Annotated in this window: 9 protein-coding genes; 1 reads left to right on the top strand and 8 read right to left on the bottom strand. The window is 70.2% G+C overall.

Annotated features, from left to right (window positions below):
• Window positions 1-139: 139 nt before the first annotated feature.
• Complete coding sequence (locus ACIP89_RS30375; RefSeq protein WP_401932034.1) at window positions 140-349, top strand: acyl-CoA carboxylase subunit epsilon; 210 nt, start codon at window positions 140-142, stop codon at window positions 347-349.
• A 220-nt stretch (window positions 350-569) separates the two neighbouring features.
• Here ACIP89_RS30375 and ACIP89_RS30370 read toward each other — a convergent pair whose 3' ends face one another.
• The 8 genes from ACIP89_RS30370 to ACIP89_RS30335 all read right to left on the bottom strand — a co-directional run bounded on the left by ACIP89_RS30370 (window position 570) and on the right by ACIP89_RS30335 (window position 11,217).
• Window positions 570-1,151, bottom strand: coding sequence for an ATP/GTP-binding protein (locus tag ACIP89_RS30370; RefSeq protein ID WP_014048542.1), 582 nt, complete (start codon window positions 1,149-1,151; stop codon window positions 570-572).
• Window positions 1,132-1,785, bottom strand: a complete 654-nt coding sequence (locus ACIP89_RS30365) for a DUF742 domain-containing protein (protein WP_402117692.1) — start codon at window positions 1,783-1,785, stop codon at window positions 1,132-1,134. Before ACIP89_RS30365 ends, ACIP89_RS30370 begins: the two co-directional genes overlap by 20 nt.
• A gap of 89 nt (window positions 1,786-1,874) precedes the next feature.
• The gene (locus ACIP89_RS30360) at window positions 1,875-2,288 is read right to left on the bottom strand and encodes a roadblock/LC7 domain-containing protein (RefSeq protein ID WP_037779127.1); all 414 of its coding nucleotides are present in this window, start codon (window positions 2,286-2,288) and stop codon (window positions 1,875-1,877) included.
• 10 nt (window positions 2,289-2,298) lie between these two features.
• A complete protein-coding gene (locus ACIP89_RS30355) occupies window positions 2,299-5,571 on the bottom strand; it encodes a nitrate- and nitrite sensing domain-containing protein (RefSeq protein ID WP_402117690.1) in 3,273 nt (1,090 codons plus the stop codon).
• Window positions 5,572-5,917: 346 nt separating this feature from the next.
• Window positions 5,918-6,499, bottom strand: coding sequence for an ATP/GTP-binding protein (locus ACIP89_RS30350; protein WP_073738725.1), 582 nt, complete (start codon window positions 6,497-6,499; stop codon window positions 5,918-5,920).
• Window positions 6,480-6,887: a DUF742 domain-containing protein gene (locus tag ACIP89_RS30345; protein ID WP_073738726.1), complete on the bottom strand. Its 408-nt coding sequence runs from the start codon at window positions 6,885-6,887 to the stop codon at window positions 6,480-6,482. Before ACIP89_RS30345 ends, ACIP89_RS30350 begins: the two co-directional genes overlap by 20 nt.
• A gap of 133 nt (window positions 6,888-7,020) precedes the next feature.
• Entirely contained in the window at window positions 7,021-7,434 is a 414-nt protein-coding gene (locus tag ACIP89_RS30340; protein ID WP_024495006.1) for a roadblock/LC7 domain-containing protein, read from the bottom strand.
• A 9-nt stretch (window positions 7,435-7,443) separates the two neighbouring features.
• Window positions 7,444-11,217 carry a nitrate- and nitrite sensing domain-containing protein gene (locus tag ACIP89_RS30335; protein ID WP_402117688.1) on the bottom strand — a complete coding sequence of 1,258 codons (3,774 nt, stop codon included), beginning with the start codon at window positions 11,215-11,217 and terminating at the stop codon, window positions 7,444-7,446.
• Window positions 11,218-11,667 lie beyond the last annotated feature (450 nt).

Genomic DNA, 11,667 nt, shown 5'->3' with positions numbered 1-11,667 from the left:
ATCGACCCCGCCGAGACCCGCGAGGTCCTGATCGCCTCCCTGGCGATGCTCCGCACCAAGCACGCAGACCTGCCGTCCCGCAAACACGGCAACCCCCCGCAGTAGTCCGCAGCACTGCCGAGAAGACGGAGAGACACCCATGACCACTGCCGCCGAGTCCGTGCTGCGCGTCGAGAAGGGTCTGGCCGACCCCGAGGAGCTGGCCGCGATAACCGCGGTCCTGCTCGCCCGCGCAGCCGCCCAGCCCGCCGCCGCAGCCACTCCCGCCCACCGGGGCCGTGACACAGCCGGCTGGCGCCGCCTGGAGCGCACCCCCGGCTTCCGGGCCCCCCACAGCTGGCAGGGCTGACCCCTCCCAGCCCGTCGGCCGTCTCAGGCCCGAGCCCGCCCCCTCAGGCCCTGACCGGCCGTCGCAGGCCCGAGCCCGCCACGTCAGGACCCGACCAGCCGTCCCAGGCCCGTCCGGCGATTGAGGACAGGGCACGGCCGGAGGCCGGCCGCACCACAACGAAAAGGCCCCGCACCCCCGGCAAGGGGGCGCGGGGCCTCACGCGTATCCGGCGGGAGACCTACCGCAGGCGAGCCATCAGCGCATGCTCCACCAACGTGATCAGCGCACTCTTCGCATCCGCCCGATGCCGCGCGTCCGTGGTCAGAATCGGGGTGTCCGGTCCGATCTGGAGTGCTTCGCGGACTTCGTCGGGGGTGTAGGGCTGGTGTCCGTCGAAGCCGTTGAGGGCGATGACGAAGGGGAGTCCGCTGTTCTCGAAGTAGTCGACGGCGGGGAAGCAGTCGGCGAGGCGGCGGGTGTCGACGAGTACGACGGCGCCGATGGCGCCGCGTACGAGGTCGTCCCACATGAACCAGAAGCGGTCCTGGCCGGGTGTACCGAAGAGGTACAGGATCAGGTCCTGGTCCAGGGTGATGCGTCCGAAGTCCATGGCCACCGTCGTGGTGGTCTTGTCCCCGGTGTGTGTGAGGTCGTCGATGCCCGCGGACGCGGACGTCATCACGGCTTCGGTGCGCAGCGGATTGATCTCCGAAACAGCACCGACAAACGTGGTCTTACCCACGCCGAAGCCCCCTGCCACCACGATCTTCGCCGAGGTAGTGGAGCGGGCCGCTCCGCCGCTAGAGCTTGCGAAGTCCACTGAGCACCCTTTCGAGCAGTGTCACATCTGGCTGGCCGCCGGCGGACTCTTCGCCGCCGGGCTGGTGGATAGCGACGAGTCCGGCCTCTGCCAGGTCGGCTACGAGGATCCGGGCAACGCCGAGAGGGATCGAGAGCAGGGCCGAGATCTCGGCCACTGACTTGATCTCGATGCACAGCCGGCAGATCCGCTGGTGCTCGGGCAACTGCCCTTGCAGCCGGGACGGATCAGCCGTAGTACTGACCAACGCCTCAATGGCGAGTTGGTAGCGCGGTCGGGTCCGTCCACCTGTCATGGCGTACGGACGAACCAGCGGATTGTGCGCGGCGGGAGCGGACGGCTCGGGGGCCCACCGCGGCTGCACCGGCTCGATGCGGGGCGGCGGCTGCGGCGAGTCGTACCGGTGCGGACGCTGGGGCTGCTGGGGCTGCTGGGGCCAGTCGTCCGAGCCGCGTGCGTCCTGGTGCGGCCAGTCGTCGGCGCCCTGGGCGCGCCGCGGCTGCAGGAACGGCCGGAATGGCTGCTGTCCGCCCTGTCTGCCGGGCGGAGAGGGGAAGTCGAAGCCATCGCCCCTGTGCTCACCCGGTACCTGCTGACCAGCGTTGAACTGGTGTCCGCCTGGGGGTGTACCCACGATTCCTCCTCCGCCTGCCGGTCCCGGTCCCAGTGGGTCCGCGCCACCGCACCCTATGGCGCGATGACGCGAAACGCACTGTCTGTCTACTAGTTAAGAAGGCTTCCCTGAAGTTCGGCGCGGAGGTCCGGAGTGAGGACACCGCCGGCGCGATCCACCAGAAGTGCCATTTCGTACCCGACCAGACCGATATCGGCGTCCGGGTGTGCGAGAACGGCCAAGGAAGATCCGTCGGAAACGGACATGATGAAGAGGAATCCCCGCTCCATCTCCACAACTGTCTGATTCACGGCGCCGCCCTCGAAGATCCGGGAGGCGCCCGCGGTCAGCGAGGTCAGACCGGAGGCGACAGCCGCCAGCTGGTCGGCGCGGTCGCGCGGGAAACCTTCGGACATCGCCAGCAGCAGGCCATCCGCGGAGACCACCACCGTGTGCGACACCCCGGGGGTGTTGTCCACGAAGTTGGTGATCAACCAGTTCAGATTCTGCGCCGCCTGGCTCATCGGGCTCACACTAACGCTCCTGGTTGTAGGTATTACTGCTGTCCGAACCCGCGTTACGTCCCCGCAGGACGCCCCGCCGCAGGTTGCTCAACCTGCCACGCACGTCCTCCGGGGCGCGGGAGACCTGGGGGCCGCCCTGCTGGGTCTGCTCGGCCGTGCCCTCGACCAGGTTGGCCTTGGGCACGCGCCGGGGAAGACCGGAGGGGGTGACCCCGCCCGCCTTCGGGTCCCGGAGCTGCTCGGCCCGTTCCCAGCGTTCGTCGTTGGCCGACCGCGACCCGTCCGTCCCGTCGTCCGCACCGTCCGTGTCCTGCTGTGCGGACGGGGGCTGCTGGAGCGGTTCCTGCTGCTCCTGCTCGGCGGCGGGCCGTTCGTTCCCGCGTCCGGTGGGCTGCCAGTGCTGCTGGCCGCCCCGGCGCGGAAGACCGGCCTCGGTCATCTCGTGGCCCGGGTTCGGCACGGGGCCCGAACGGTCGAAGCCTACGCTGTCCGGCGATTCGGCGGGGGCGCTCCCAGTAGATTCCGGTTCGGCCTGGGCCGGGAGTTCGTAACCACCCTGATAGCCGCCCTGTTCCGGCCACTTCTCCTGCTGGGGCTGGGTGGCGTACTGCCCGTCGTAAGCCTGCTGAGGCGCCTCGGGGGCCGGGTATACCGACTCCGGATAGCCGTTCTGCCCCTGATAGCCGGGCTGTTGGACGTAGCCGGTCTCACCGCGGAACGGGTCGTAGCCGCCCTCGTACACCGGCTGTCCGTACTGCTGCTGCTCCTGCTGCTCCAGCTGCCCGTGCTGCCCGTGCTGCCCGTCCTGCTGATGCGGCTCCTGGGCGTACGGGCCGTCCTGCCGGGGTTCCAGCGCGTACGGGTCCGCGGCGGCGTAGGGCGCCTCCTGGTACGCCGCTTGCGGGTACTGCTCCTGGGACTCCTGCTGCGGGAACGCCGTCAGCTCCCCGGCGCCGGTCTGCGTCTCCAGGGCCGCGCGGCGCTCCTCGCGCATCAGCGAGCGGCCCACCGGGTCGAGCTGTGGGGCATCCCCGGACGCCTCGCCGTAGCGGGAGTCGTCGAAGCCGAGCTCGGCCGCCGTACGCAACTGGGGCTGGAGCGGCGGCGCGTCGAACGCGTGCTGCTGCGGAATGATCGAGGAGACCGTGAAGTCGTCCGGCGAGGGCGCGCCCTCGCCACCGCCACCGTGGGTGATGGCGGCGGGCAGCATGACCAGCGAGGTGGTTCCGGCCTGCTCGCCGGAGGGGCGCAGCTGGACCCGGATGCCGTGCCGGTCGGCGAGCCGGCCGACCACGAACAGGCCCATGCGCTGGGAGACCGCGGCGTCCACCGTCGGCGGGTTGGCCAGCTTGTGGTTGATGTCGGCGAAGTCCTCCGCGGTGAGGCCGATGCCCTTGTCGTGGATCTCGATCATCACGCGGCTGTCCGGCAGCCGGGTCGCGGTGACCCGCACCTTGGTCTGCGGCGAGGAGAACGTCGTGGCGTTCTCCAGCAGCTCGGCCAGCAGGTGGACGAGGTCGGTGACGGACTGGCCGTGGATCTCGCTCTCCGGCACCCCGGAGAGCTCGATGCGCTCGTAGGACTCCACCTCGGAGGAGGCGGCCCGCAACACGTCCACCAGCGGCACTGGCTGGTTCCAGCGGCGGCCCGGCTCCTCGCCGGCCAGGACGAGGAGGTTCTCGCCGTTGCGGCGCATCCGGGTCGCGAGGTGGTCCAGCCGGAAGAGGCTCTCCAGCTGGTCCGGGTCGGCCTCGTTGTTCTCCAGGCCGGTGATGAGGGTCAGCTGGCCCTCGATGAGCGACTGGTTGCGGCGCGAGAGGTTGGTGAAGATCGCGTTGACGTTGCCCCGCAGCATGGCCTGCTCGGCCGCGAGCCGGACCGCCTCGCGGTGCACCTGGTCGAAGGCGCGGGCGACCTCACCGATCTCGTCCCGGCTGTTGATCGGGATCGGCTGCACGCGGGTGTCCACCCGGCCCGGGTCGGTCCGGGACAGCTGGTCGACGAGCGAGGGCAGCCGCTGCTCCGCGATACCGAAGGCGGCATTGCGCAGCCGGCGCATCGAGTGGCTCATCTGGCGGGCCATGAGCCCGGCCAGGACGAACGCGGCCAGCAGGGCGACGATCACGATCGCGGCGTTGACGATGGCGTCGGTGCGGGCGCCGGACGAGATGTCCGCCGCCTCGGTCACGGCCTTGTCGACGAGCTCTTCCTCGACCGTGGTGTACCCGTCGAACTTCGCGGTGGCCGCGGCCATCCAGGTCTCGGGGGTGATCCCCTTCGCCTTGAGCTCGGCGGGGGTCCGGCCCAGCCCGAGCTGCTGGGCCATGCCGTCGTAGACCGAGCCGTTCACGGTGGGCGGCGTCACGAACGGGACACCGGCCGCGTCGGCCTTCTCCTTGGCGGACTTGACCTGGGCGGCGCCGTCGGCCGCCTTGGCCGCCATGACCTTCTTCAGCCGGGCCGCGTCGGCTTCGGTACCGCCGGAGACGAACTCACCGAGGGCGATCTGCTCCAGGTAGTTGTACGAGCCGAAGGCCTTGACCTGGTCGTTGAACTTGCCCTTCTCCTGGCTGGGCCGTACCAGGAGGTGCATGCCGATGGAGCGCTGAAGCGATTCTGCAGCCTTGGCCAACTCGATCGCGTAGACGGTACGGCCGTAACTGGTGATGTTGCCGGTGCCGAGACCGAGCTCGTTGCAGAACTCCATCAGGGAGTGCTGGACCTGGACGTAGCCCTCTTCGGTCTTCACCGGGTCCATGGCCTCGGCGTAGGCGGCCTTGCGCAGCTCGGGAAGGGTGGGCTCCTCCATCCGGAACAGCTTGAGGCGGCGCTCCAGGCCCGCCTTCCCGGGCATGTCCTTCACGGCCGTGTCGAACTTGTCGGCGGCCGCGTCGGTGGTGGCCCGCACCTCGGAGACGGCCGCCGCGTCGCGCTTGTTGGAGAGGAGTGGCTGGGCGCTGAGGTCGCGCTCGTTCAGCAGCGCCTGGCCGTACTCGGAGGCCGCCCGCACGATCAGCGCGGTCTTCTCGGCGTCCTGGGCCTCCTGCCAGGTGTCGATCGACCCCTTCACCTGGAAGCCGCCCATGACCAGTCCGACCAGTACGGGGATCAGGAGGATCGCGTTCAGCCGGGTGGGCACCCGCCAGTTGCGCGGGGACATCCGGTTGGTGCTGCCACCGGCAGCGGCCCCTCCGGACACGTCGGCGGACGACGCCGCGGCGCGCGGCGGGGTGAAGTTGCCCCGCTCCGGCTGCGCCGTGGAGCCCTCGTTGTTACGCCTCACTCGACCAACAACCTCTCGGCGTCGGCACCTACGTTGTGCCGTGTTCGTTCAGGGCCCTACTACTCGGGAGTTCGTCGAATTGCAGCACGTCGGACGGCCGCGTTCCAAACAGTCGGAACCCGCGATCCCAAGTGGCGCAGACCTCAGATAAAACGGGCATAAAGAACGAGCCCCGCCAAAAGGCGGGGCTCAGTTGAGCGCAGCGGTACCGCGCGTACGCATCGGGTGTCGAACGTGAGGTAATTCTCTTTCGAAACGTTATGAACACGGGGGCGGATCGTGTCAAAGGACACAGCCCACCCCCGTGTGACTACTTTAACTGCCGTACGGCAATACCGACTTGTGCCTACTTGAGCCTTGCCATCAACGCGTGCTCCACCAGCGTGATCAGACCGCTCTTGGCGTCGCCGCGGTGCCGGGCGTCCGTCGTGATGATCGGGGTGTCCGGTCCGATCTGGAGTGCTTCGCGGACTTCGTCGGGGGTGTAGGGCTGGTGTCCGTCGAAGCCGTTGAGGGCGATGACGAAGGGGAGTCCGCTGTTCTCGAAGTAGTCGACGGCGGGGAAGCAGTCGGCGAGGCGGCGGGTGTCGACGAGTACGACGGCGCCGATGGCGCCGCGTACGAGGTCGTCCCACATGAACCAGAAGCGGTCCTGGCCGGGTGTACCGAAGAGGTACAGGATCAGGTCCTGGTCCAGGGTGATGCGTCCGAAGTCCATGGCCACCGTCGTGGTGGTCTTGCCTCCGGTGTGTGTGAGGTCGTCGATGCCCGCGGACGCGGACGTCATCACGGCTTCGGTGCGCAGCGGATTGATCTCCGAAACAGCACCGACAAACGTGGTCTTACCCACGCCGAATCCGCCTGCCACCACGATCTTCGCCGAGGTGGTGGCACGGGCGGCACCGCCACTAGAGCTTGCGAAGTCCACTGAGCACCCTTTCGAGCAGTGTCACATCCGGCGCGCCGCCGGCCTCTCCGTTGCCCGGCTGGTGGATGGCCACCATGCCGGCTTCCGCCAGGTCCGCGACGAGGATCCGGGCCACACCGAGCGGCATCGACAGCAGGGCCGACACCTCGGCCACCGACTTGACCTCGCGGCACAGGTGGCAGATCCGCTGGTGCTCGGGGAGCAGTGTCCCCAGGTGCGCGGGGTCGGCCGTGGTGCTGACCAGAGCCTCTATGGCTAGCTGGTAGCGCGGTCGGGTCCGGCCGCCGGTCATGGCGTACGGACGAACCAGCGGCTGGTCGCCTTCACCTTCGTACGACGCGTGGTTCAGCGCGCCGTACGGATCGGGTGAGGCGGGTGGCGGGGTCATGAATCCTCCGGGCGTGACAGCAGGACGTCGGCTTGCCGTCGGAAGGGGCCGGTGGGGGGCTGTAAGCGGCCGGACGGGCGAGGGTTGATTGCAATACCTGGGGTAATCGTCTGTGTCACCGATTCACGGCCGCCTAGTGGAGCAGGCTGCCCTGGAGCTCGGCGCGGAGGTCCGGGGTGAGGACGGTGCCCGCCCGGTCGACCAAGAGCGCCATTTCGTACCCGACCAGACCGATGTCGGCGTCCGGATGGGCGAGTACGGCAAGTGAGGAACCGTCGGAGACGGACATCAGGAAGAGGAACCCGCGTTCCATCTCCACCACGGTCTGGCTGACGGCGCCGCCCTCGAAGATCCGGGAGGCGCCCGCGGTCAGCGAGGTCAGACCGGAGGCGACAGCCGCCAGCTGGTCGGCGCGGTCGCGCGGGAAACCTTCGGACATCGCCAGCAGCAGGCCATCCGCGGAGACCACCACCGTGTGCGACACCCCGGGGGTGTTGTCCACGAAGTTGGTGATCAGCCAGTTCAGATTCTGCGCGGCCTGACTCATCGGGCTCAACTAACGCTCCTGCTGGTGAGTGGGGCCGATGGGGAAACTGCCGGTCGACTGGCCGTTGTTGGCCTGACGCCCCTGCTGGATGCCCCGGCGGAGATTGGTAAGACGCCCGCGCACATCATCGGGCGCACGCGAGACCTGGGGACCGGACTGGTGATTCTGCTGCTGGGCGGTGCCCGGCACCAGATTGGCACGCGGTACCCGGCGAGGCAGGCCGGAAGTGGTGATTCCGCCTGCTGCGGGCTTCTTCACCCGCTCCGCCTGCCGGACGAGTTCGTCGTTCGGCGAGGCGCGCCAGGAGCTCGTGACGCCGTTGGTGTCGCCCGGTCCGCGCTGCGGTGCGGGCGGAGCGGGACGCTCTTCGGCGGGCTGCTGCTGGGGGAAGCCGGGTGCCTGCGGCGCGGCGGGCTGCTGCTGGTTCGGCTGCTGCCCGTTCTGCTGCGGACCGTGGAACCAGTTGGTCTCCAGCGTGTCGTACAGCGGCGTACGGCCGTCACCGGGCCCGGAGGCCGGCGGAAGCGCCTCGGGCTGCTGCGGCAGGGCCGGCCGGTACTGCGGGTCCTGCGGCGGGACGGGCGGGCGCGGAGCACCGAAGTCCTCGTTGCCCCGGTCGCGGCGGACCGGTCCGGGCTGTCCCTGCCCCAAGCCCTGCCCCAGGCCCTGTCCCTGGTCCTGCGGCTGGCCGAAGTCGGGGCGGGGGAACTGAGCGGTGCTCGCCGGGTCCGGCGTCTGCGCGCCCGGAGCGGGCGCCGAGAAGTCCGGGCGGGCGAACTCCGAGGTGGAGCCGGGTCCCTGCCGGTCGTCCATCGGACGGCGAGGGGTGAGCGGCGGCGGGCTCAGCGGCCGCTGGAACTGGTTGGTGGAGTCGGGCTCCTCGTGGCCCCGGGGGGCGTCGAGCGGGGAGCGCTGCTGGGGTGCGGACTGCTCCTCGGAACCCCAGCTGGTGGCCTGCGGGCGCTGCGGAGCGGGGAATCCCCTGTTCGGCGCGGGGTCGCCACCGGGCAGCTCCGCACGCGGACCGCCGACCGGGGGCAGCTGGCGGCCGTTCTCGCCGGGGCCGCCGGGCTGCTGGAAGCCGCCGCCCTGGCCCGCCGGGTTCTGCCGGGCGGGGCCGTTGCCGGGGCCGTTCTGCTCCGGACGCCGCTGACTGAACAGGCTGCCCTGGGCCGGGTCCGTGCGCCCGGCGCCGTCGCCCTGGCCGCGGGCGCCCAGCCGGGCACCGCCGCCGAAGGCGCCGGAGAGGCCGCCGCCCTGGCGCGGGGGCTCCTGACGTGAGCCGTCCTGCGGCTGCCGGGCCTGCGGGCCGGTGCCGGAGAGCCCGGCGCCCTGGAAGCCGGAGCCCTGCTGGCCGGGCCGGCCGTTCGGCACACCCGGCCCGTTCTGGCCGGGCTGTCCCGGCCCCTGCGGATTCTGGGCCCTGGCGGCGGTGTCCCGGGCGGGCAGCGCGGCGCGCGGACCGGAGCCCGCACCGACCTGGCCGCGGCCGGCAGCCGGACCGGCCGGGAGCCGGCCGCCGGGCGCCGACGGAGCGCTGTCGAGACCGGGGCGCGGCGCGGGTGCGCCGCCGGCGAGCAGGCCGCCGGGAGCGGGCTGCTGGCCCTGGGCCTGCTTCGGCACCGGCATCTTGCCGCCGTGCGCGACATCGACGGGGAGCATGACCAGCGCGGTCGTGCCTCCGGAGTCGGAGGGCCGCAGCTGAATGCGGATGCCGTGGCGCAGGGAGAGCCGGCCGACCACGAACAGACCCATGCGGCGGGAGACCGAGACGTCCACGGTGGGCGGCGAGGCGAGCCGCTCGTTGATCGCCGCGAGGTCCTCGGGGGAGAGGCCGATGCCCGTGTCGTGGATCTCGACGAGCACCCGGCCGTCGGGCAGCGCGTGACCGGTGACCCGGACCTTGGTCTGCGGCGAGGAGAACGACGTGGCGTTCTCCAGCAGCTCGGCGAGGAGGTGCACGAGGTCGTTGACGACCCGGCCGGCGACCTCGGTGGCGGGCACCGCGGCCAGCTCGATGCGCTCGTACTGCTCCACCTCGGAGGCGGCGGCACGGAGCACGTCGACCAGCGGCACCGGACGGGTCCACCGGCGGCCCGGCTCCTCGCCCGCGAGGACGAGGAGGTTCTCGCCGTTACGGCGCATACGGGTCGCGAGGTGGTCGAGCTTGAAGAGCGAGGACAGCTGGTCCGGGTCGGCCTCGCGCGACTCCAGCTCGGAGATGAGCGAGAGCTGGCGCTGGATGAGGCCCTGCGAACGACGCGAGAGGTTGGTGAACATCGCGTTGACGTTGCCCCGGAGGAGGGCCTGCTCTGCGGCGAGCCGAACGGCCTCGCGGTGCACGTCGTCGAAGGCCGCGGCGACCTTGCCGATCTCGTCACGGGAGTGCACACCGACGGACTCGACCGAGGTGTCGACGTCCTGCGGGTCGGCCTCGGAGAGCTGCTTGACGAGCTCCGGCAGCCGGTCCTGGGCGACGCGCGTGGCCGTGTCCTGGAGCCGGCGCAGCGAGCGGATCATCGACCGGGCGACGACGAAGGCGCCGACCAGCGAGACACCGAGCACCAGCAGGATGAGCGCACCGGAGATGATCGCCTCGCGCTGGGACTCGTCGCGCAGTTCGCGCGCCTTGCCCTCCATGTCGCTGAGGAGCGTCTCCTCGATCTGCTTCATGGCCTGGATCTTGGTGGAGTCCTGGTCGTACCAGTCGAGGTACGAACGCCGGGCCGTCCCGGTCATGCTGGTCGGGCTGTCGAGCACCTTCTTGGCGTAGGTGTCGGCGGCCTTGATCTCCGGGTTGCCCTCGTCGAGGGTGGCGGTCAGCTCGGCCGCGCTGTTGCCGGTGGTCGTGTAGATCAACTCGAACGAGCGACGCGCCAGTTCTTCCTTGCGCAGCGCCGCCAGGCCGAACTGACGGTCGTTCGAATCGAGCTTCGGCTGCTTGTCGTTGCCGCCCGGCAGCGCCGCGGCGATGACCGCGCGCTGGACCGAGGCGTACTCCTTGGCGGAGGAGAAGGCCGCCAGGGCGCGGGTCCGCTTGATCATCTCGGGGCTGCTGGTCGCCTGCGCCATGTCCTGCGAGAGGCTCAGCAGCGAGGTGATCAGCTGGCTGTACGCGTCGACGGTCTGGAGGCTCGGCGTGCCCTTGGCGAACGCCTGCTTGCGGATGTCGCGGATGCCGCCCAGCTGCGAGGCGATCTGCTGGACGCTGGAGTGGATGCTCTCCAGCGCCTCGTCGCCCTCGGTGTCGCCGATGTCGTTCGTCGCGTCGAAGAAGGCCTTCTTGGCCCGGTCGGTCTTCTTCCGGGGCTCGGTGACCTTGAAGTCGTCGGCCGGCACTCCGTTGGAGAGCGGGCCGGCCGACCGGTCCCGCTCCTCCTGGAGCGCCTGGGCCAGCGACGTCGCCTGCTTGGTCATCTTGGTCAGCAGCTGCATGTGCTCCAGCTGCTGGATATCGTTCATGGAGTCGTTGATGCGGAGGCCACCCAGGGTGGTCGCCGCGACCACGGGGAGGGCGAGCAGGGAGACCAGACGCGTGCTGATGCGCCAGTTGCGCAGAGCTACCCGCGATCCGGTGTTGACCGGGCCCTGGGACTTCGGCGACGCGACCGGATCGGCGTTGTCGCCCGCCGGTGAGCCGGAGCGCTTGGCGCGGTCCGTGGTGTCGCCGGCCGCGGCCGGTCCGGGGTTCTGGGCGTGCTGGGGCGAGGAGCCGCGGTCGGTCCCGCCGCGCGGCTCCTGTTCAGCCGCTGCGCTGCCATCCCTCTTGAAACGTCCCTGCACTAGCGTCGCAACCTCTGGACCAGGCGTTCCCTCCGTCATGGACGGATGGAACGGTGTCGGCGTCGTGGGGCGTTGTACCGCCCCATGGTGGTCGTGAGTGACCGGCGTTCTTCCCCTTCCCGCCGCCACTCGGATCGGCGCTGCGTTGCGCCCCCTGCGCGCCGGCCTGAAACCTGCGGCGGTGCGTGGAATTCCAGCACAGTGCAGGATCTCCAACAAGGGCCAGGTACCGGGCTGTGACCTGGGTGACACGTTGTGATGGGGGGGTAACAAGCCGTGGAGCCGGTTCGCCGCCAAACCGGACTATTGAGGGTGAATCAGGTGAGGGTGAGGGGTGTCCCAGACGACATGATCAGGAGCGGAATGGTTGATTCAGGGATGCAATGTCTGGTTTGACCGATCGACTCAGCCGCCCGGATTGGTGCAATTGTCGGGTCACTGGTGAGCAAA

The organism is Streptomyces sp. NPDC088730 (genome assembly GCF_044751215.1).
Classification (GTDB): Bacteria; Actinomycetota; Actinomycetes; order Streptomycetales; family Streptomycetaceae; genus Streptomyces.
The sequence above is the reverse complement of the archived record's forward strand: the minus strand, read 5'-3'. Positions and strand labels throughout refer to the sequence as shown.

Excerpts from the sequence above, each read along its gene's own strand:
- ACIP89_RS30340 (WP_024495006.1), bottom strand. The coding sequence starts at position 7,434 with ATGAGTCAGGCCGCGCAGAATCTGAACTGGCTGATCACCAACTTCGTG.
- ACIP89_RS30345 (WP_073738726.1), bottom strand. The coding sequence starts at position 6,887 with ATGACCCCGCCACCCGCCTCACCCGATCCGTACGGCGCGCTGAACCAC.
- ACIP89_RS30360 (WP_037779127.1), bottom strand. The coding sequence starts at position 2,288 with ATGAGCCAGGCGGCGCAGAATCTGAACTGGTTGATCACCAACTTCGTG.
- ACIP89_RS30375 (WP_401932034.1), top strand. The coding sequence starts at position 140 with ATGACCACTGCCGCCGAGTCCGTGCTGCGCGTCGAGAAGGGTCTGGCC.